Below are 20,551 nucleotides of genomic sequence, written 5' to 3'. Positions count from 1 at the left end.
TTTAACTATAACTATCGTAATATGAAATACAACGACATCTTAGACAACAATGAAGAAATTGTGATGAGCTAGCATCTGAAAGTGCATCAAAATATTACAAAAAAATAACTAAACTGTTTATTATTAACAAAATATCAATGTTTTATACTTCCTTTTTGTTTCATCATTCATTCAGACAACAAAACACACAAAGTGAGGAGGCATGCAATGCGTGCATTAGTTATTTCAACAGTGGTAGGGGCAGCAGTAGTTCTTTCTGGTTGTCAAACAACTGGTAATAATCTTGGTGGCGTTGAATACGATAAAGCCGCATTAGGTACTTTAATTGGTGCAGCAGCTGGTTATGGTATTTCTAAATCAAATGCAAACTCTAGCCGTCAAAACAACCGTGCTGCGGCAATTGGTGCAGTTCTTGGTGCTGCTGGTGGTGTATACCTTGACCAGAAAGAGAAAAAACTTCGTCAACAAATGGCGGGTACTGGTGTAGACGTTGGCCGTAACCCAGATGGTTCTGTTCAATTGATCATGCCTGGTAGCATCACTTTTGATACAAACAAATCAAACATCAAGCCAAACTTCTACGCAACTTTGAACAAAGTGGCTCAAACTTTGGCTGAAGATAACAAGAGTGCAATTCTTGTAACTGGTTATACTGATAACACTGGTAATGACTCTATCAACATTCCATTATCACAAGCACGCGCTCAATCAGTACGTAGTTATTTAGCTAGCCAAGGCGTATCTGCTAGCCGTATCGATGCGCAAGGTTATGGTTCATCTAACCCGATCGCAGATAACTCAACTGCATCTGGCCGTGAACAAAACCGCCGTGTAGAAATCAGCATTTATGCTAAACAATAAGATCTAGTTTATTGTTTCAAAAACCACCTTCGGGTGGTTTTTTTATGGGTGCAGTACAAGAAATAATCACGACATTCTGCGGCGCATAAATTGCATTATTAGACATCATTTATACATATCCGTAGATTTACTATTGGGATTCTAAAAAAGAGATGACTATAATCATGCTCGAAAAATTAAGAGGTAATACACGATGTCATCTGCCAGTCAATTGAACAACAAGCAAGAAGAAGCCATGAAATATACTCAGGGCCCTTTATTGGTGCTTGCTGGCGCTGGTTCAGGTAAAACATCGGTAATTACGCGTAAAATTGCCTATTTAGTGCAACATTGCCGTATTCCTGCACATCGTATAACCGCGATGACCTTCACAAACAAAGCTGCACGTGAAATGAAAGAGCGTGTGACTAAGCTTTTATCACGTGAGGAAGCAAAAGGTTTATCAGTTTCTACCTTTCATACTTTTGGCTTAAACCTTTTACGTTTAGAACTTAAAAATTTACCTTTAAAAGCTAATTTTTCGATTTTGGATGCAGATGACTGTAAACGTATTTTGATGGACCTGATGCATCGTGACAATTTGTCAGGTGCAGAGAGTAAAGAATTAATTGCCAAGGCAATGAAGAAAATTTCAGATTGGAAAAACGATCTGATTTTGCCGGAACAAGCACATTCGACTTGTGAAACGCCTGAAGATGTCCAGTTTGCACATCTCTATCAACTTTATGAACGTAATTTACGTGCCTATAATGCAGTTGACTTTGATGACCTCATTGTTATGCCAACACGCTTATTGCAAGAAAATGCAGAAGTACGTGACAAATGGCAAAATCGTGTCCGTTACTTATTGGTCGATGAATATCAAGATACCAACACCGCTCAGTATATTTTGGTCAAACTATTAGTTGGTGTAATGGGGCAGTTCACTGCGGTAGGTGACGATGACCAGTCGATTTACGCATGGCGTGGTGCTAAGCCTGAAAATATGGCATTGCTTAAACAAGATTTCCCAAATCTACATATTATTAAGCTTGAGCAAAATTACCGTTCGACCAGCCGTATTTTAAAAGCTGCCAACTGTGTGATTCAAAATAACCCACATATTTTTGACAAGAAATTGTGGAGCGATAAAGGACATGGTGAAGTTATCCGAATCATTACATGTCGTAATGATGATGATGAAGCAGAGCGCGTGGTTAAAGACCTACTGACTCATAAACTGATGAACGGTAAGAACTGGAAAGATTATGCTGTGTTGTATCGCGGAAACTTTCAGGCACGTGTATTAGAAACCCAGCTTCGTCAAATGCAAATTCCGTATAAACTCTCTGGCGGTACATCGTTCTTCGCCCGTGCAGAAATTAAAGACGTGATGAGTTACTTGCGTCTTATTATTAACCCAGAAGATGATAGTGCTTTCTTACGTATTATTAATACGCCTAAACGCGCAATTGGACCAGTTACTCTTGAGAAGTTAGGCTTATTTTCACAAGAAAATAATTTGTCTTTACTCGGTGCTTCTGCTGACCAGCGTTTAAGCATGGTGCTTCCTAAAAAGGCAGAAACACAGCTTCATGAGTTTGCCGACTTTATCGCGACATTTACGCGTGAATTGTTAGAAGATGATGAGCCTGTGCCTAAAGTTCGTCAAATGATGAATGAAGCGGGTTATATGGATTACGTTCGTGAACAGTCCGCTACACCTGCACAAGAGAAAAGTAAACTCGATAACATCGAGAATTTATTTACCAGTATTCAAAATCTGATTAATCGTGCTGAAGATGTTGATGAAAAGAATATTGAAAGTGTCATCCGAAAACTAGTTTTGCTCGATCTGTTAGAACAGCAGCAGGAAGAAGAAGATACAGATAAAGTTAACCTTCTTACTTTGCATGCAGCAAAAGGTCTGGAATTTCCATATGTATACATTATGGGACTTGAAGAAGAACTATTGCCTCACAAGAACTCGATTGCAGCAGAAACCATTGAGGAAGAACGCCGTCTCATGTACGTGGGAATTACACGTGCACGCCAAGGTTTAACGTTAACTCTAGCGGAACAGCGTAAAAATGGTGGACAGATGAAACAAATGACACCTAGCCGTTTCCTTGATGAGCTTCCGCAAGATGAGCTTGAGTGGTTAGGGCGTAAAAAGAAAATTGCGGCTAATGTTGACCCTAAAGAACAGGCTCAACAATATCTGGCAAATTTAAAAGCTTTATTAAAGCGTTAATTTTTTTAATTTTTAGGAAATCCCATGAAAGTTCAAGTGAAATTGCTCGATCCGCGTTTAGGTAAAGAATGGCCTTTACCTTCATATGCAACAGCAGGTTCAGCGGGTTTAGATTTACGTGCCTGTTTAGATGAAGCAATTGATATTGAACCAGGACAAACTGTTTTAGTTAAAACAGGTATGGCAATTTATATTCATGATGTAAATTTTGCTGGTTTAATTTTACCGCGTTCAGGTTTAGGTCATAAACACGGTATCGTGCTTGGCAACTTAATTGGTTTGATTGATTCGGATTATCAAGGTGAATTGATGGTTTCAGTTTGGAACCGTGGTCAAACCACATTCCGTCTAGAACCAGGCGAACGTTTGGCACAATATGTTTTAGTACCTGTCGTACAAGCTGAATTTGAGCAAGTAGAAGAATTTGAAGAAACTTTACGTGGCGCTGGTGGCTTTGGTCACACAGGTAAACAATAAGTTTTTTAAATATTAACGAAAATCAAACGCCTGTTGAACAGGCGTTTCTTTTTACATCTTGAATGTTACAAAGGATTATATTACAACACGCTTTACTCATATTCTTTTAACTTTTTTAGCAAACAAACCTTTCAAAAATTTTGAATAATCTATGTTTTTGCGATAGATCGAATTGATCTTTAAATAGAAGATACGCTATGAATGTAAGACACTCATTTCCAAAAAGTATTTTTCGTGCTTACGATATTAGAGGCAAACTTTCTTACTTAACCACGGACGTTGTCCGTTCAATTGCCTACGGATTGGCACAGCAATACAAACAAGCAAAACAAACTCAATTAGTGATTGGCTATGATGCCCGTCTCACAAGCCCAGCCTATGCACACTTAATTGAAGAAATTTTAATAGAACAAGGTTTAAAAGTAACCAATATTGGTTGCTGTTCATCACCAATGATGTACTACATTGCACGAGATTTTGGTGGCAATGGCATTATGGTGACAGCAAGCCATAACCCAAAATCTGATAATGGTATTAAGTGGATTTTAAAAGGCGAACCGCCGTCTCCGGAAATGATTCAACAGGTGGGTGAAGAAGCCCAAACTTATGTACCATCTCATTCAATTTCTGTACTTGAGTTGACATTACCGCAATTTAAAGCTGAATTTTGCCAACAATACCAACAAGCTATTTTTAAAGATATTCAGTTAAAACGTCCTTTAAAAGTTGTTTTAGATGGTTTACATGGTTCAGCTGGGCATTGTTCAAAGCTAATCTTGGAAAAAATGGGTTGTGAAGTCATTGCTTTACGTACCAATCCAAATGGTGAGTTTCCCGATCACGCACCAGATCCGTCACATGCAGCTCATTTAACTAGCTTGCGAAAAGCAGTGGTCGAGCAGCAGGCTGATATTGGTATTGCTTTGGATGGCGATGGAGACCGCGTTGTTTTAGTCGATGAAAAAGCACAGATATTGACAGCAGACCGCTTATTGTCGCTTTTTGCGCAAATGTGCCTTGAGCAGCATCCAGAGCAAGAGATTGTTTTTGATGTGAAATGTTCACGTATGGTTCAAGAGACTGTCGAAAAACTCGGTGGAAAAGCAAAAATGATCCGCACGGGAAGTAGCTTCCTAAGGGCTTATTTGTCTCAGTCGGGTGGGCGTGCCATTTTCGGTGGAGAATATGCAGGTCATTATGTGTTTAATGATGGCCGTGGTTTTGGCTACGACGATGGTTTATATGCCGCATTACGAGTAATGGAGTATTTTACTCAATCGAGTGCTACAACAATTTCTGAGTTATTTGCCCCATATCCAGAAAGATGTTGTACAGAAGATACTTATATTGGTACTTATCAGTCTGATCCAAAGTATGTATTACAAGATATTGAGATTTTAAGTCATCGCTTAGGGGCACGTATTAGTAAAATTGATGGCGTACGTCTTGATTTTGATGATGGTTTTGGCATTATTCGAGCATCAAATACTGGTGAATACTTTACAGTACGATTTGATGCAGATAATCCTTTACGATTAAAGGAAATCCAGCAAAAATTTGTGGATATGTTGCAAGAACACTATCCGCAAATTGCACAAGAACTTTCAGAGGCCTAAGTAAGGAGAGGCGTAATGCCACAACATCAGCATATCGGTGTCGACAAAGCAAAAATCTTGATTGAAGCTTTGCCGTATATTCAACGCTTTACTGGTAAAACGCTGGTGGTGAAATACGGTGGCAACGCAATGACTGATCCGGAGCTCGAAAGTTCATTTGCCCGAGACATCGTTTTACTTAAAACTGTAGGATTAAATCCGATTGTTGTTCACGGTGGTGGGCCGCAAGTGGATTCATTCTTAAAGCAGTTAGGCCGTGAATCTGACCGTATTGACGGTATGCGTGTAACTGATGCTGCAACCATGGAAGTGGTTGAAATGGTGTTGGGCGGCAGTGTAAATAAATCAATCGTTAACCTGATTAATAAACACGGTGGACGTGCGATTGGTTTAACGGGTAAAGACGGTAATTTACTTCGTGCCCGTAAATTGCTTATGGAAAAGCAAGAAGAAGACGGTTCTATCAAACATATCGATTTGGGTATGGTGGGTGAAGTTACTGGTGTTAAAACAGATGTATTGGAAATGTTCACTCAAAGTGACTTTATTCCAGTTATTGCACCACTAGGTGTAGATGAAGAAGGCAATACTTATAATATTAATGCTGATTTAGTTGCAGGTAAGGTTGCAGAAGCATTAGGCGCTGAAAAATTAATTTTGCTCACCAATATTAGTGGTGTGCTTGATGAAAATAAAAATCTGTTAACTGGCCTTACGACGCAAGAAGTTGATCGCCTCATTGAAACAGGTGTGATCTATGGCGGCATGATTCCTAAGGTAGGCTGTGCGCTTGACGCTGTTAAAGGTGGTGTTGTGAGCGCGCATATTGTTGATGGTCGTGTGCCACATGCATCCTTACTTGAAATCTTCACTGATCATGGCGTGGGAACACTGATTTCTAACCGCACTAAAACAGCTTAAGAAATCCATTATTCTCAATAAAAAGATCACTCTAGGTGGTCTTTTTTTATACCATTTTAATTTAGTCATTTTTTTGTCATGAGCTTTGACTAGTGTAGGTGGTGTCACTAGGAGCGTTCATTATGCTGGAAAAATTTAATCAATATCGCCAAACCTGGACTTTACCTTTAAATCGTCATAAAGCAATAAATCAGACGCAATTTCGTTTTGAATGGGTTGATAATTTAAAAGAATTACAAGATGTACAACGGTTTCGTGCACAACAATTTAGCCAACAATTCGGAATCAAGTTTGAAGATAATTTAGACCAAGATATTTACGATTTTGGTTGTGAACACGCAGTCTTGCGTGAAAAATGGACTGGAGAAATTGTAGCGTATACTCGTTTAAAATTATTTCAAGGCCACGAAATAGCACAAAGCTACAGTGCTCATGAGTTCGATATTGTTCCTCAATTATCCCATCTTCCAAATGTGTTAGAAATAGGCCGTACTTGTGTACATCCTCGCTTTCGTAATGGTAAAGCATTATCAATGTTATGGTTAAACCTTGCACCGAAAGTACTCTGGTCAATGCGCGCTAAATATTTAATGGGCTGTGTCAGTATTCATTTGCAAGATAATTTAGCTAGAGCGTATTATACACATCGCCAGATTCAACAGTTATCTGAAAGCAAAACGATTGATATTCGTTCTAAAAAAATCTATGAACCTGAATATCCTGAGTTTAGCTTTCCACAAGATGAACGTATGCCTAAGCTATTCCAAATGTATCTGAGCATGCAGTCAAAACTATCGAAACAGGCATTTTTTGATGAAGAATTTAACTGTCTAGATTATTTTGTATTTCTTGAGGTGAATAAAGTCGCGACCTCATTTGTAATGAATAAAATGGTGCAGCGTTAATCATATTTCCTATTTTGTAATAGCCAGCACATATTGAGATTTGCAAGCCATTTTACTCTCATGCACAATAGAGCAGATGGGGTAATTAGAAGTAGTTTAAAAGCGATATGTGCCAGCTATTAGGAATGAATTGTGCAACACCAACGGATATTACTTTTTCCTTCCGTGGTTTTTCACAACGTGCAGGAATTACCTCAGATCATAGTGATGGATTTGGCATCGCATTTTTCGAAGATAAGGCATGCCGTTTATTCGTTGATAACCAGTCGGCAGTTGAATCTCCAATTGCCGATCTTATTCGTAATTATCCTATTAAATCACGCAATGTGATTGCACACATTCGCAAAGCTACTCAAGGCAAAATCACTTTAGAAAATTCACATCCCTTTATTCGTGAGTTGTGGGGGCGACACTGGATTTTTGCTCATAATGGCGATTTACATGACTTTAATCCGCCGTTAAGTGGACGTTTCACACCAGTAGGTAATACCGATAGTGAGCGGGCATTTTGTTATTTGCTCGATCAACTCGTTGAAGTATTTGGTTATGAAGAGCCAAGTCTTAAACAAATCTTTGAAGTATTAGAAAAGATTTCTCCGCAAATTGCAGAATACGGTACATTTAATTATTGCCTATCTAATGGCAAAGCATTATTTAGTTATGCCATTACTAAATTACATTGGCTCGTTCGTGAATATCCATTTAATCATGCTCATTTAATTGACTTAGATGTCGAAGTCGATTTTAGCCAGGTAACGACTCCAGAAGACCGCGTGGCAGTAATAACCACTGAACCTTTAACACATAATGAAAATTGGACAGCGTACCAACCTGGTGAAATGATTTTATTTCAACATGGTAAACCAATTAAAAAGGCTATTACCTTTGTAGAAAGATTAAAGCGCGAACAGGAAAATCCTGAACTTAAACGTATTACACGTGCAGATCAGTATTAATATAAAATACATTTAAAATATATGAATAAGGATATTTATATATTTTTATCATTTAATAATAAAATATTTTGTTTAAAAAATACTTTATTATTTTAGTTGGTTAATTTTAATTAAAATATATAAAAACAATAACTTGTGTTAAATTTAATTTTTATATGCTAAAGCCGACAAAATAGGTTTGTTTTTATTTATATTCTTTAAATATATCATGCAGTTTATGCAACAATCATTAAGCATCATTGGGGAGATGTATGAAAATGAAATGGGCTTCAGAATATAATACGGGTATTGATGTTATTGATGAGCAACATAAACGAATACTTGATTATATTAATGAGATTGATGATGTAAAAGATGAAGAGGATAGACGTCGTATTAAAGATGTTCTAGATAATATTATCGATTATACCCAATCACATTTTACTTTCGAAGAGAGTTTGCAAGAGGAAGCTGATTATAAATATCGTGTACCTCATAAACGTGTACATGATTTGTTTATTAAAAAAATAGAGCTATATCGTGAACGTTTTGAAATGGGTCACACGATTGAAGCCGAATTACAGGAAATTTTGGCTAAATGGTTAATTAACCATATTCAACATGACGATGCCGATTATGTGGGGGCAGTAAAAGAAAATATGATGGGAATTATTAGAGAAAAAGAAAAAAAGAAAGGGAAAAACTGGTTTGCTCGGTTTTTCTCATAACCTGAAATAAAAATAACTTATAATTTCAGTTAGCGCGGCAAACTATCGTTTCGGTAGTTTGCTTTTTTTATTGAGCAAACTTTGATTTTCAAGCATGACACGGGCAAAATATCTATAGTCTTTTTCAAGGAATGCATAATGCAGGACATACCTATGTCACGATGGTTATCGCCCCTGATGGCGTTTTGCTTATCTTTCATCATTATGGCGACATTGGCACCCACGATGGGTATCCAGATTGATCGTCAACTCGATTTCTGGTTATTGTGGTTAGGCACAATGTTGTTATTGGCACTACCAGTTTGTTATTTGGAAATTGCGTTAGCAAAACGGTCGAAGACTACAGCCTTAAATGCTTTATCAAGTTTAACTCGTGAAGCTGATAGTTCCCCAAAATGGCGTTTGGTTGGCTGGCTTGCAGTTATTTTTATTCCATTTTTAGCTGGTAATGTATTAAGTACCGCTGGCAATTTACTGACTACACAACTTAATAATAGTGTTTCAGGACAACTTGTTTTTGCTGGCCTTGCTGTTGTGGCCCTCATTTTATCCTTTATTCCACGTCAGATTTTAATCTTACTGATGACGATTGGTGTAATTGCTTCTCTTGTTTTAGCTAACACGATGGGAACGACTTTACAGCCTTGGCACTGGACCAATGTTGAGTTTAAAGAATGGGGTAATGCGACTGTACTTGCGCTCGTTGCGAGTGGATTAGGCTTAGGGCTTTACTGGCAAAATAGTGTAGGTGCGGTGCAGACGCAAGAAGGCGCAACGAAAACTGTTCTTCCAATTTGGTTAGCTCAGCTCATTGCTGTGATTGCCTTCGGTTTCTTTTCTTTACAAGCACAGCTTCCTGTTTTTACTTGGATCTTTACCGCAGTAATGACAACAGCGTTATTTGTGCAATTGGCTAGAGAGCAGCTTGCTCAGCGTCAGCTTATGCCTATTTTACAGTGGGTGATTATTGTTGTAGCGATTGCTGTTTGGGCTGTACCTGAGCTTCATAACATCTTTACGCTGATTTTGATGCTTTGGGGATTACTCATTTGCTTGATCTATGCCATTTTTGCTGGCTGGATTATGAAAATTAGCCATTTGCGTAAATCTATGAATTTTAGCAATGAGTTGTTTTATAACTTATGGCGCATTGCGGTACGTATTGTATTGCCGCTTTCAATTGTGATTGCCATGATTGCGGTGATTGGACAAATTATCTGATGGAAAAAGCTCAGCAAGTGTGGGTTGCTTATGCAGCCCCAGAGCAACAGTTTTTAGTTGCTATTCCATTTGAAGCTGGTATGACTGCATTACAAGCAGTTGAGGCGAGTGGCTTGCAGACACAGGTCAGTTTGCCTGAGCCATTACAACTTGGCATCTTTGGTGCAAAAGTTGAAGCACATGCGATTTTGCAAGCGGGTGATCGAGTTGAGGTTTATCGACCTTTAACGATTAACCCCAAAGATATACGACGTAAACGCGCCGAGAAAAACCCTGTGGGGCGATATATTAAAAGTAATCGCTTTAAGCAATAAGCCCCATAAACAAAACCCCTCAAAGTATTTCACTTGAGGGGTTTATTTTTATTAGAAAAAACGATTATAGTGGTGGTGCAGTTAAAATCGCTTCTTTAGAAGCAGGTAAACCTGGTTGCGATTCTGGAATAGTTTCTAAACCTTCAATTTTAGTTACTGTGCCAGTGCCATCAAAGTAAATTTTTAAATGCTGACCATGTGCTGCGGGGATTTTTGCTTTTTTAGCATAAGTTCCCGGGATATAGTTGTAAATGTAGTCCCAACGTAGAGGATTGAGGGGATCAGTCACAGTTGGACTACCAAGCAAAAAACGCACTTGCTGGAAATTCATGCCGACTTGTACTTGAGAGGCTTGAGCTTTGGTCAATGGAGTCCCTTGAGGAATATCAACCTTATATACACCAAAGATTGAACAACCGGCAAGGAGTGAAGTGACTAATAACGTCAGCACGAGTTTTTGCATTTTGCTACACTATCCCAATAAATTATGATGCATTTGATCAAAGGATAGATCATACTTCATCTAAATTCTATTGCCTATTCCAACTTGAGATTTGTTGAGAGACCTTTTTTCATGCCTATTTCCAATCAAGATTTGCGCAAAGCTGGACTTAAAGTTACCCTTCCTCGAATTAAGATTTTGGAATTATTAGAAAATTCAAAACAACATCATCTTAGCGCTGAAGATATTTACAAGACTTTGTTAGAACAAGGGGAAGATGTCGGCCTTGCGACAGTTTACCGTGTGTTAACACAATTTGAAGCTGCAGGTATCATTCAGCGCCACCATTTCGAAAATAATCATTCTGTTTTCGAAATTATGCAAGAAGATCATCACGATCATTTGGTTTGCCATAATTGCAACAAAGTTATTGAATTTACTAATGATGTTATCGAGAAAGAACAGCATGCTGTAGCTGAGCAACATGGGTTTACCTTAACGGGTCACTCATTAAACCTCTACGGTTACTGTAACGAACCTGAATGTCAGGAAGTACTGCGCAAGAAATAATCGTTTTCACACAAAGAAAACAAATAAAAAAGGAAGGTTACGTTTAACCTTCCTTTTTTTATGAAGAAATTACTGCCTGTCGAAGGTTAAATGCTGATTTGTGCCTGCAATTTGATCAGGTCCTTCTTCGGCAAGCTTAATTGTTAAACGCAAATCGTTTGGTGAGTCGGCATGTTTTAATGCATCTTTGTAGGTAATTTGGCCTGACTTATAAAGATCAAACAGTGCTTGGTCAAAAGTTTGCATACCGAGTTCACGTGAGCGTTTCATTAAATCTTTAATTTCATGAATTTCGCCTTTACGAATATAGTCTGAAATTAGTGGTGAGTTAATAAGAATCTCAATCGCTGCACGGCGCGAATTACCATCTGGAGTCGGAATAAGTTGCTGTGCAATCATGGCCTTTAAGTTAAGCGATAAGTCCATGTAGAGCTGGCTATGACGGTCACTTTCAAAGAAGTGAATAATACGGTCAAGTGCTTGGTTAGCGTTGTTGGCGTGCATTGTGGCTAAGACCAAGTGACCCGTTTCGGCGAAGCCAATTGCATAATCCATCACTTCACGCGTACGGATCTCACCAATCAAGATTACATCGGGTGCTTGTCGCAAAGTATTCTTTAAAGCTACTTCAAATGAATCAGTATCGATCCCGACTTCACGTTGGGTAATGATGCAGCCAGCATGTTCATGAATAAACTCGATAGGGTCTTCAATGGTAATGATATGACCTTTAGAGTTATGGTTACGATAGCTAATCATTGAAGCCAATGATGTCGATTTACCTGTACCTGTTGCCCCTACAAAAATAATGATACCGCGTTTGGTCATCGATAAATCTTTAAGTACAGGCGGTAATTGCAAGTCATCAATTGAAGGAATTTTAGTTTCAATTCGACGTAGTACCATGCCTGGCATATCACGTTGCTGAAAAGCACTCACACGAAAGCGGGCAGTTTTATCACGGTTCATAATGGCAAAATTACATTCACGAGTCTCAGCAAATTCTTTGCGTTGTTTTTCACTCATGATGGAATGTAAGAGTTGCCCAATAATTTCGCCTGAAAGACTATTTTTTGAAATGGGAACAATTTGCCCGTTAATCTTCATTGATGGTGCAACGCCATCTGTAATAAAGAGGTCGGATGATTTTTTTTCAACCATCAGGTTGAGCAGGTCATTAAAATCCATATTTATTCTCTAGTTATTTTTATAGAAATGATTCTGGCTGTTTTGCAGCAGTACGAGCGGTTTGCGGGCTGATCACACCGCGAGACACCAAATTCTTTAAGCTTTGGTCGAGGGTGGTCATGCCATGATTTGCGCCAGTCTGAATAGCTGAGTACATTTGCGCGACTTTATTTTCACGAATTAAGTTACGAATGGCAGGAATACCAATCATGATTTCATGAGCTGCGACACGGCCACCGCCATTCTTTTTAAGCAGGGTTTGTGAAATAACAGCCTGTAAAGATTCAGAGAGCATGGCACGAACCATGTCTTTTTCTTCGGCTGGGAATACGTCAATTACACGGTCAATGGTTTTTGCAGCAGAAGTGGTATGCAGCGTACCAAATACCAAATGTCCTGTTTCGGCAGCAGTAAGTGCTAAACGAATAGTCTCAAGGTCACGCATCTCACCGACCAAAATAATATCTGGGTCTTCACGCAGTGCCGAACGTAGCGCCTCATTAAAGCCATGTGTATCACGATGCACTTCACGTTGATTGATGAGACATTTCTTAGACTGGTGTACAAATTCGATAGGGTCTTCAACCGTTAAAATATGGTCATAACGGTTTTCATTAATGTAGTCCATCATCGCTGCAAGTGTGGTGGATTTACCCGAACCTGTTGGGCCTGTCACCAGTACAATGCCGCGTGGATAGTCACAAATGTCTTTAAAGATTTGGCCTAAGCCTAAATCTTCCATTGTGAGTACTTTGGACGGAATGGTACGAAACACTGCACCTGCACCACGGTTTTGGTTAAATGCGTTAACACGAAAACGAGCAACGTTGGGTACTTCAAAAGAAAAGTCGGTTTCGAGTTTTTCTTCGTAGTCACGACGCTGTTTATCATTCATGATGTCGTAGACCAGACGATGAACATCTTTATGATCTAGAGCAGGTAAGTTAATGCGACGGACTTCACCATCCACGCGAATCATTGGTGGCATGCCAGCAGACAAGTGTAAATCGGACGCGCCATTTTTCACAGAGAAGGCGAGTAGCTCTGTAATATCCATAATTTCCCCAAGTAAATCAAAATATGTCATTATTTTGTAGAATAATATACGGCTTTCACCGAGGCTTACCAACACCTCGCTTTAGGTGAAAAGCAAAAAAGTTTTTTGAAAATGAGAACCTTGTCAATGAATTACCTGCAAGATGCGCGGCAGCACGTATTACAGCAAATCCAAACTGCTTGTGAACATGCTCAACGTGCGCCTGAAACCGTACAACTTTTAGCCGTATCGAAAACACATCCAAGTGAAAGTTTGCGTGAAATGTATGCAGCAGGGCAAAGAGCATTTGGCGAAAACTATTTGCAAGAAGCTTTAGATAAAGTCGAAGCTTTACAGGATTTAGATATTGAATGGCATTTTATTGGTCATGTTCAACGCAACAAGACGAAGCATTTGGCCGAGAAATTTGATTGGGTACATGGTGTAGATCGTTTAATTATTGCCGAGCGCCTATCTAACCAGCGTGGTGATGATCAATCTGCTCTGAATATTTGTTTGCAAGTGAATATTGATGGGCAAGACAGTAAAGATGGTTGTGCACCAGATGAAGTTGCCGAGCTGGTTGCTCAAATCAGTCAATTACCAAAAATCAAGTTACGCGGTTTAATGGTCATTCCAGCGCCTGACAATACTGCCGCTTTTGCAGATGCTAAAGCCTTGTTTGATGCTGTGAAAGACCAACATACGCACCCAGAAGATTGGGACACTTTAAGTATGGGAATGTCGAGTGATTTAGAAGCTGCAATTGCGGCTGGCTCGACTATGGTACGTGTGGGGACAGCTTTATTTGGAGCTAGAGACTATTCGCAAAAAGGCTGATGTAAGCGATTTCTTACAGAAATTGCGGCCTTTTGCGGCTATGGTAGACAACGCTTTTTTCGTACTATGAACTCATCAGGAAACAGGATGTTTCTAAGAATAACAATAAACAGTGATGAATGGATGCATACAGGTACGACAGGAGTCATACCAACGCAGAATCTAAAAAAGCCCCGACAGGATGTCGGGGCTTTTTAGTTTTAACCCACTATTTCAATGGTACTTGCACCAGCGCCAAGTGGTTTCACTTGAATTTGTACAGGAATGCGTTCATGCATTTCTTGAATATGTGAGATGAGAATGACTTGACGTCCCTGATTTTGCAATTGGTCCAAAGCATTCATGACCATATGCAAAGATGAGGCATCTAAAGTACCAAAACCTTCATCAATAAACAGTGATTCAATTTTCATTGAACCCGATGCCATATTGGCAATCGCTAAAGACAAGGCCAGTGCAGTTAAAAATGACTCACCGCCAGATAAAGATGCAACAGAGCGGGTTTCTCCATCCATGTCATGGTCAATAATGGCAAGGCTTAAAGACTGATCAAGACGTTTTAGTGTATAGCGTTGAGACAGCATTGCCAGTTGCTGGTTGGCATGTTCCACTAAAATATCTAGGTGATATTGCTGAGCGTAGTCACGGAACTCTTTACCTTTAGCATCACCAATCAGACCTGAAATTTTGCTCCAGCGATGTTCTTCTTGTTGAATGTTTTGAATTTGTTCAGCGTATTTTTGCTGTTTGGCAAGGTTTTGCTGATGTACTTCAAGCTTAAGCTTAAGCCGATCACGTACTTCAAGCTGGGCTTTGAGCTGTGCAATATTGTCTTGAATAAGGCTAACAAGCTTTTCATATTCAATATCTGGCTGAGTTTGTAAGTGCTCGCTCAATTGCTCTTGCATGGTTTTAAGGGCAGAAGAGGCTTCACTTAATAAACGCTCGGCATGATTAAGACGGTTACGAATATCTTGCTCTTGAGCTGAATTAATTTGCATGAGCGCCGTAAGATCATGCATCTCAAAATCAGTATGGGCTTTTAACCAGTTTTGAATTTGTTCATCAATCTGCTGTTGATGTTGTTCTGTGTGTTTATACTGATGTTTAAGTTGATCGAGCGCCTGTTTTTGCTGCTCAAAGTGCTGTCTGGTTTGTTCAAAACGTTGTTTAGCCTCATGATACGCCGTTTGTTGGTGCTGACGTTTAACATCATGCTCAATTAACCATTCATGCGGTTTAATATCAGAGAGGCCCGTCATTTGCTGAATGAGCGACACCGCTTTTTCATTATTTTGTTGGCCTTTAAGCGTAATCTCTTGGAGATTTTGATCGATCTCATCAATTTGCTTGGTCATTTGTTCAAAGTTAGCAGTTAACATTTTAAGTTCTTGTTGCTGCTGTTCAAAACGATGTGAAAGCTGTTCTTGTTGCTCAAGCTGCTTAGCGCGTGCATCAAGAATAGTCCAAGTCTGCTTAGCTGTTTGGCTACTCGACTGCTGCCATGCATGCTGTTCTGTTTCAGACAAGCACTCAACAATATGTTGAACCTGTTGTTGCCATTGCTGTGCAGTATTAAGTAAGCTTTCATTACGCTGAATAGACTGAACGAGTTGATTGTGTTGTTTAATCGCTTGGACTAAACGCAAGTTTTCTGAGTCAAATGAACTTATGGCAGTTTGTGCGGTTTGTCTGAGTTCGTTAAGCGTTTGCAAGATCTGCTCAGGAGCTTGATTAAGCTCAATATGTAATTGATTGAGCTTAAACGTTTGCTCAAGCTCTTGCTGCAGGCTTGATTGTTTTGTTTGAAGTTGAGCTAGATATTTCTGAACTTGCTCAAGCTCGGCACGGCACTGGGTAAGTGCATGTTGCTGGGTTTGCCATGCATTAAACTTAGTTTGCTCTAGTGCAACAGCTTGCTGCTCTTGTTGTTGCTGCAAATCGAATAAAGCTTTAGAGACTGTACTGTTGTCAACACGATAGGGATGATGTGTACTTCCGCACACTAAACACGCATCGCCGTCTTTAAGGTTGGCTCGTAATTGTTCAATATTTTCAGTATGTAATAAACGCTGTTGTTGCAGGATGTGCTGTAACTTTTCACGCTCAGTTTTTGCTGTTTGGTATTCTTGTTCAGCTAACTGGCAAACGGTTTTAAGTTGCTGCTCTTGGGCTGATACTTGAGTTTGTTTTTCAGAGAATTGCTGAAGCTCAGCATATAGCTCATGATAAATTTTTATTTTTTGCTGAATCAGATCTAACTGCGTGACTTGAGCAAGTTTCTGATCTTTATCTTTACGTTGCTGTTCAAGCTTTAACTCAACTTGTTCAACTGTGCCGAGTGAAGCTGTGAGTTGTTCGAGTTCACTTTTAGCTTCCGATAATTTTTGGCGGGCAAGGGTAGGATTGCCAAGCTGTTGTTCAATCGCTTCGTAATTTTGAATAAATTGCCCAAGCTGATGCAGATGCGCTGAAAGGCCTTTGTCCAATACAGCGTATTGCTGAGTATGGATAAGCTGCTGTTGTAGATGAACTTGGTTCTGCTCAAGCTGTGTAATATGCTGTTGCACAATGTTTTGCTGCTGTTGCAATGGACCGAGTTTTTGCTCAAATACATTTTTCTTTTCTTTGCACTTTTTATATTCATCGGCAATAAAAGCACGTTCTTGAATAGACTGCCGAACTTGATTTAAAGCTTGTTGATGCTGTTGTTCAAAATCGAGCGTTTGTTTGAGCTGTTGTTCTGCAAGTTGATATTGTTTTTGGCTCGTTTCAAAAATTTGCACCAATTCATTAAACTTGCTTTGAGCTTGCTGAATTTGAGGCTCAAGTTGTTGTAGGGTTTGTAAATTTTGAGATTGCTGAAAAACTTGTGGGCGTATTTCAGAGAAAATTTCGAGTCGTTTTAATTGCTCACGTTCACTAGCCAATTGTTGATGATGATTTTGTTGAGTTTGAAACTGTTGCTGTTTAACTTGAACTTCTAGCTCAAGTTTTGCCTTACGCTCAAACCATTGTTGCTGTTTTTCTAAGACATTTTTTTGTTGTTCTAACTGTTGATGGTTTTGCTCGGCTTGCTGATATTGTCCGGTAAATGCAGCAATATCTTCATCAGACAAAATTTCGATATGTCCTAAAAACTCTTCAAGCTGTTTACGCTGCTTTGCAATATCGGCTGTTTTACGAAAAGCCAATTCACCGATTTTAGCGAAAATGCTGGAGTTGGTCAGGTACTCAAGTAATTCACCGCGTTCGCTGTCTCGTGCTTTTAAAAACGCGGTCACTTCTGACTGAGCAAGTAACACGGCACGCGTAAATTGTTCAAAAGAAAGCTGGGTAATTTGTTTAACTTTTTCATCAACCGCTTTGGCTTTGTCTGCAAGCACGACACCGTCGGTCAGGCATTTTAAGTGGCGCTGCACACTTTGTAATTTGCCATTTGGGTTTTCACGCGCACGTTTAATTTCCCAACGTGCCAAATAGCGTTTTTGATCTTGTGCAATAAAGCAAAGCTCAGCAAAACCATGTCCTGTACCACGGCGTAAGACAGTTAAAGGTGAGTTGGTCAGTAACTCGGAACCATCAACATCTTTTAATTTGCCATCACTGTCTTTCAAGCGAGGCACCCGATTAAACAAAGCCAGACACATGGCATCTAAAATGGTTGACTTACCTGCGCCTGTTTTCCCTACAATCGCAATGAGACCCGCATGGGCGAGAGGCGCGCTTTCAAAATCAATAAAGTGTTCATCAGAAAGAGATGCCAGATTTTTTATTCGAATGGATAAAATTTTCATGGCATATCCTTAAGGTGTTGCATCATTTTCAAGATGTTTTTGTGCTTCTTGTACTAGACTTAGAAAATCTTTTAAGACCGCATCATCAGCGTTGTAACCTTGTTTTTCCCAGATATTTTGAAAGAGTTTTTCTGGTGTTGGTGGTTCAAGTGCGATTTGCTGAGTAGTATTTGAGTTGATCGAGTCTTTATTCACATATTGACGTGAAATACGTACTAAACGATAGCGATCAGGTGGTAGGGCCGCTTCAAACTGCTGACGTAGATTAGGCTGTGGCGGCGTTAAGCTATAATATTCAATATCGACATATTCACGGTGGTCAATATTTTCAATCACGCCGTAAGGCAAGGCTTTGAGTTGTTGTAGCACTTCATTTAGCTCACCACGAATGCGGTGCAATTGTATGCAACGTGGAATTTCTACAGCTTCAAATTGCAAACGGTTGTCTGTCTCTTGAGCTGGATCAATTTTGACCTCTACCACTTGATGTTTGTAGTTAATTTCACTAAAAGAAAGCGGAATAGGCGAACCACTATAACGAATATGCGGCTGGCCTACTTTTTGTGGCTTATGCAAATGCCCTAAAGCGACATAGTCGACAGCATCTTCAAACAATGTCGTTGAAAGTGCCTCTTCATTACCAATAATAATTGGGCGTTCAGAGTCGGATGTTTCCCCACCTTGCATATGCGCATGAGACATCAAAATAAGCGCTTGGTCTGGTGTCTTACGACGTTTAGCTTCTGCAATGAGTTGCTGGTGCAAATAGGCAATCGCATTTTTGCTGTTGGTGGTATGTTCATTAAAGCCCGTAATTTCGGCCGAGCGTAAAAAAGGCAGGGCAAGGCACCACGCCACAATCTCTTGATTTTGATTATAAATAGGTAAAAGTAGTCGATCGAGATCTAGAGTTTTATTTTCATTCCAGCGAACCACACCCACAGTTTTTGCATTGTATTTTTCTAAAAGCGGTTCAACCTGTTCAATACGGTAGCCTGAGTCATGGTTACCCGCAATCATGAGTGTTTGCATGTGCGGTGCAATACGATGGGCATCTGCTAAAAATTGGTAGAGTTGTTTTTGTGCTTGAGATCCTGGGTTAATAACATCAAAAATATCACCCGCAATAAGCAGGGCATGCGGTTGTTTTTCTTGAATTTGAGTGAGCAACCAGCTTAAAAATTGTTGGTGTTCGTAGTGTCGTGAGTGATTATAAAAAAACTGCCCCAAATGCCAGTCAGAAGTATGTAGAAAATGTACGGACATAGAAACAGACATCAAGCCAAAATAAACACAGATACGTTAGCATAAATTGGCAGGAGATTTTATCAAGACATTTTAAAGTGCTCGTTATTTAAGCCAGCAATGAAATCTGAATTATTTTGTCTCCTTAAGCTCTGCTTTGTTACTATCAGGTCAAACCATGAACTTTGAGAACAAAATGGCTATTCATAAATACGAAGTAAAAATACAGTGGGAAGGCAATACGGGTACAGGCACTTCATCTTATCGTTCTTATAAACGCGATTTTAGTATTCAACATCCTCAAAAGACCACGATACAAGGTTCATCAGACCCTGCTTATTTGGGTGATGTGACCAGATGGAACCCAGAAGATTTATTGGTGGCATCAGCTTCAGCTTGTCATAAGCTTTGGTATTTGCACCTATGTGCAGTCAACCATATTCATGTGTTGAGTTATGTCGATCATGCACTTGGTTTTATGGAAGAAACAGATCCAGTCAAACGTGGTCACTTTACTCAAATTATTTTAAGACCAGAAGTTATTTTAGAAAAAGGTACTGACCAAGAGCTTGCAGCAAAATTGCATGAAGAAGCACATCACGAATGCATGATTGCCAATTCGGTGAATTTCCCAATTACATGTGAAGCCACTTTTAGCTTTGCCGAATAAATAATATGAAATAGCCACCGATAAAAAGGCGGTGGCTATACATTAAAAATAAATAGAGCCGTTAAATAAGATCTTTAAGCTGCATTTTCATCGACTTGAAAAATACCAAAAACGTTATGGTCTAAATCGACAAAGTAGCCATGCCAAGCACGACCAGGAATAGCGAATTTATCCATCGCCACAATACCACCTTGCGCTAAAATTTTTGCAGCCACTTCATCAAAGTTTTCCACCTGAACCGAACAGGTAAATGCATTGGTGCCATATTCCATCGGAGGGGTTTGAGCGGGGCGTTTTAATAGTCCCCCCATAATTGAAGGCGTTTCGATACGGTAATACTCAATCGGTAAGTTTTCATCGAGTTTAAATTGCCAGCCAAACACAGCTTGATAAAACTGCGCATCGCGGGCAGGGTTTGAAGACTGGATTTCAAAATAGGCAATGTTGTTCATATTATTTAAATCATATTTTTATGGTGTAAAAAGTATACGCATAGCCTTTATAGCCACGAAAGGACTATTGTGTATGCTGAGCGTAAAATAAATGAAAGTG

General features: G+C 39.4%; 19 protein-coding genes. 13 read left to right on the top strand and 6 right to left on the bottom strand.

The window, feature by feature from the left end:
* The first annotated feature begins 207 nt into the window (after positions 1 to 207).
* The 10 genes from KTI79_RS07960 (at position 208) to KTI79_RS07915 (ending at position 10,211) form a co-directional block, all read left to right on the top strand.
* Entirely contained in the window at positions 208 to 861 is a 654-nt protein-coding gene (locus tag KTI79_RS07960; protein WP_005070886.1) for an OmpA family lipoprotein, read from the top strand.
* A 193-nt stretch (positions 862 to 1,054) separates the two neighbouring features.
* Positions 1,055 to 3,094, top strand: coding sequence for a UvrD-helicase domain-containing protein (locus KTI79_RS07955; protein WP_005070868.1), 2,040 nt, complete (start codon positions 1,055 to 1,057; stop codon positions 3,092 to 3,094).
* 24 nt (positions 3,095 to 3,118) lie between these two features.
* Entirely contained in the window at positions 3,119 to 3,571 is a 453-nt protein-coding gene (dut, locus tag KTI79_RS07950; RefSeq protein WP_086376082.1) for a dUTP diphosphatase, read from the top strand.
* 197 nt (positions 3,572 to 3,768) lie between these two features.
* On the top strand, positions 3,769 to 5,187 hold the full coding sequence (locus tag KTI79_RS07945) for a phosphomannomutase/phosphoglucomutase (protein ID WP_032055154.1): 1,419 nt from the start codon (positions 3,769 to 3,771) through the stop codon (positions 5,185 to 5,187).
* 15 nt (positions 5,188 to 5,202) lie between these two features.
* A complete protein-coding gene (argB, locus tag KTI79_RS07940; protein ID WP_032055153.1) occupies positions 5,203 to 6,108 on the top strand; it encodes an acetylglutamate kinase in 906 nt (301 codons plus the stop codon).
* Positions 6,109 to 6,230: 122 nt separating this feature from the next.
* On the top strand, positions 6,231 to 7,013 hold the full coding sequence (locus KTI79_RS07935; RefSeq protein ID WP_016144532.1) for a GNAT family N-acetyltransferase: 783 nt from the start codon (positions 6,231 to 6,233) through the stop codon (positions 7,011 to 7,013).
* A gap of 107 nt (positions 7,014 to 7,120) precedes the next feature.
* Positions 7,121 to 7,969, top strand: coding sequence for a class II glutamine amidotransferase (locus tag KTI79_RS07930; protein ID WP_032055151.1), 849 nt, complete (start codon positions 7,121 to 7,123; stop codon positions 7,967 to 7,969).
* Positions 7,970 to 8,220: 251 nt separating this feature from the next.
* Positions 8,221 to 8,676 (top strand): bacteriohemerythrin, encoded by a 456-nt coding sequence (locus KTI79_RS07925; protein ID WP_002121698.1) that lies wholly within the window; start codon positions 8,221 to 8,223, stop codon positions 8,674 to 8,676.
* A 153-nt stretch (positions 8,677 to 8,829) separates the two neighbouring features.
* Positions 8,830 to 9,897, top strand: a complete 1,068-nt coding sequence (locus KTI79_RS07920) for a membrane protein (protein ID WP_032055150.1) — start codon at positions 8,830 to 8,832, stop codon at positions 9,895 to 9,897.
* Positions 9,897 to 10,211 (top strand): RnfH family protein, encoded by a 315-nt coding sequence (locus KTI79_RS07915; RefSeq protein WP_014205982.1) that lies wholly within the window; start codon positions 9,897 to 9,899, stop codon positions 10,209 to 10,211. The genes KTI79_RS07920 and KTI79_RS07915 overlap by 1 nt, the downstream gene beginning before the upstream one ends.
* 64 nt (positions 10,212 to 10,275) lie before the next feature.
* On the opposite strand, the gene KTI79_RS07910 is transcribed toward KTI79_RS07915, so the two are convergent.
* Positions 10,276 to 10,674, bottom strand: a complete 399-nt coding sequence (locus tag KTI79_RS07910) for an outer membrane protein assembly factor BamE (RefSeq protein WP_002121740.1) — start codon at positions 10,672 to 10,674, stop codon at positions 10,276 to 10,278.
* Between the two features lie 111 nt (positions 10,675 to 10,785).
* Between KTI79_RS07910 and fur the strand changes: the two genes are divergently transcribed.
* A complete protein-coding gene (gene fur, locus KTI79_RS07905; RefSeq protein WP_002121758.1) occupies positions 10,786 to 11,223 on the top strand; it encodes a ferric iron uptake transcriptional regulator in 438 nt (145 codons plus the stop codon).
* 69 nt (positions 11,224 to 11,292) lie between these two features.
* Here the strand turns inward: fur and KTI79_RS07900 are convergent, their stop codons facing one another.
* A complete protein-coding gene (locus KTI79_RS07900; RefSeq protein WP_032055148.1) occupies positions 11,293 to 12,411 on the bottom strand; it encodes a PilT/PilU family type 4a pilus ATPase in 1,119 nt (372 codons plus the stop codon).
* A gap of 19 nt (positions 12,412 to 12,430) precedes the next feature.
* Positions 12,431 to 13,468 (bottom strand): type IV pilus twitching motility protein PilT, encoded by a 1,038-nt coding sequence (locus KTI79_RS07895; protein ID WP_002121749.1) that lies wholly within the window; start codon positions 13,466 to 13,468, stop codon positions 12,431 to 12,433.
* Between the two features lie 126 nt (positions 13,469 to 13,594).
* On the opposite strand from KTI79_RS07895, the gene KTI79_RS07890 reads away from it, so the two are divergent.
* Positions 13,595 to 14,287, top strand: coding sequence for a YggS family pyridoxal phosphate-dependent enzyme (locus KTI79_RS07890; RefSeq protein ID WP_032055147.1), 693 nt, complete (start codon positions 13,595 to 13,597; stop codon positions 14,285 to 14,287).
* A gap of 200 nt (positions 14,288 to 14,487) precedes the next feature.
* Here the strand turns inward: KTI79_RS07890 and KTI79_RS07885 are convergent, their stop codons facing one another.
* Together KTI79_RS07885 and KTI79_RS07880 are read right to left on the bottom strand one after the other, a co-directional pair.
* Positions 14,488 to 18,084, bottom strand: a complete 3,597-nt coding sequence (locus tag KTI79_RS07885) for an AAA family ATPase (RefSeq protein ID WP_032055146.1) — start codon at positions 18,082 to 18,084, stop codon at positions 14,488 to 14,490.
* A gap of 9 nt (positions 18,085 to 18,093) precedes the next feature.
* A complete protein-coding gene (locus KTI79_RS07880; protein WP_032055145.1) occupies positions 18,094 to 19,362 on the bottom strand; it encodes an exonuclease SbcCD subunit D in 1,269 nt (422 codons plus the stop codon).
* Between the two features lie 163 nt (positions 19,363 to 19,525).
* Between KTI79_RS07880 and KTI79_RS07875 the strand changes: the two genes are divergently transcribed.
* On the top strand, positions 19,526 to 19,999 hold the full coding sequence (locus KTI79_RS07875; RefSeq protein WP_032055144.1) for an OsmC family protein: 474 nt from the start codon (positions 19,526 to 19,528) through the stop codon (positions 19,997 to 19,999).
* A gap of 74 nt (positions 20,000 to 20,073) precedes the next feature.
* On the opposite strand, the gene KTI79_RS07870 is transcribed toward KTI79_RS07875, so the two are convergent.
* Positions 20,074 to 20,451, bottom strand: a complete 378-nt coding sequence (locus tag KTI79_RS07870; RefSeq protein ID WP_005303175.1) for a VOC family protein — start codon at positions 20,449 to 20,451, stop codon at positions 20,074 to 20,076.
* Between the last annotated feature and the right edge of the window lie 100 nt (positions 20,452 to 20,551).

It is taken from the genome of Acinetobacter sp. WU_MDCI_Abxd143 (genome assembly GCF_025514195.1).
Classification (GTDB): Bacteria; Pseudomonadota; Gammaproteobacteria; order Pseudomonadales; family Moraxellaceae; genus Acinetobacter; species Acinetobacter pittii_H.
The sequence above is the reverse complement of the archived record's forward strand: the minus strand, read 5'-3'. Positions and strand labels throughout refer to the sequence as shown.

Bases quoted from the DNA above. Each gene is read 5' to 3' on its own strand.
- KTI79_RS07925 (WP_002121698.1), top strand. From the start codon at position 8,221: ATGAAAATGAAATGGGCTTCAGAATATAATACGGGTATTGATGTTATT.
- KTI79_RS07880 (WP_032055145.1), bottom strand. From the start codon at position 19,362: ATGTCTGTTTCTATGTCCGTACATTTTCTACATACTTCTGACTGGCAT.
- KTI79_RS07910 (WP_002121740.1), bottom strand. From the start codon at position 10,674: ATGCAAAAACTCGTGCTGACGTTATTAGTCACTTCACTCCTTGCCGGT.
- KTI79_RS07875 (WP_032055144.1), top strand. From the start codon at position 19,526: ATGGCTATTCATAAATACGAAGTAAAAATACAGTGGGAAGGCAATACG.
- fur (WP_002121758.1), top strand. From the start codon at position 10,786: ATGCCTATTTCCAATCAAGATTTGCGCAAAGCTGGACTTAAAGTTACC.
- KTI79_RS07955 (WP_005070868.1), top strand. From the start codon at position 1,055: ATGTCATCTGCCAGTCAATTGAACAACAAGCAAGAAGAAGCCATGAAA.
- KTI79_RS07915 (WP_014205982.1), top strand. From the start codon at position 9,897: ATGGAAAAAGCTCAGCAAGTGTGGGTTGCTTATGCAGCCCCAGAGCAA.
- KTI79_RS07885 (WP_032055146.1), bottom strand. From the start codon at position 18,084: ATGAAAATTTTATCCATTCGAATAAAAAATCTGGCATCTCTTTCTGAT.
- KTI79_RS07945 (WP_032055154.1), top strand. From the start codon at position 3,769: ATGAATGTAAGACACTCATTTCCAAAAAGTATTTTTCGTGCTTACGAT.
- KTI79_RS07930 (WP_032055151.1), top strand. From the start codon at position 7,121: ATGTGCCAGCTATTAGGAATGAATTGTGCAACACCAACGGATATTACT.
- KTI79_RS07890 (WP_032055147.1), top strand. From the start codon at position 13,595: ATGAATTACCTGCAAGATGCGCGGCAGCACGTATTACAGCAAATCCAA.
- KTI79_RS07870 (WP_005303175.1), bottom strand. From the start codon at position 20,451: ATGAACAACATTGCCTATTTTGAAATCCAGTCTTCAAACCCTGCCCGC.
- KTI79_RS07900 (WP_032055148.1), bottom strand. From the start codon at position 12,411: ATGGATTTTAATGACCTGCTCAACCTGATGGTTGAAAAAAAATCATCC.
- KTI79_RS07895 (WP_002121749.1), bottom strand. From the start codon at position 13,468: ATGGATATTACAGAGCTACTCGCCTTCTCTGTGAAAAATGGCGCGTCC.
- dut (WP_086376082.1), top strand. From the start codon at position 3,119: ATGAAAGTTCAAGTGAAATTGCTCGATCCGCGTTTAGGTAAAGAATGG.
- KTI79_RS07920 (WP_032055150.1), top strand. From the start codon at position 8,830: ATGTCACGATGGTTATCGCCCCTGATGGCGTTTTGCTTATCTTTCATC.
- KTI79_RS07935 (WP_016144532.1), top strand. From the start codon at position 6,231: ATGCTGGAAAAATTTAATCAATATCGCCAAACCTGGACTTTACCTTTA.
- argB (WP_032055153.1), top strand. From the start codon at position 5,203: ATGCCACAACATCAGCATATCGGTGTCGACAAAGCAAAAATCTTGATT.
- KTI79_RS07960 (WP_005070886.1), top strand. From the start codon at position 208: ATGCGTGCATTAGTTATTTCAACAGTGGTAGGGGCAGCAGTAGTTCTT.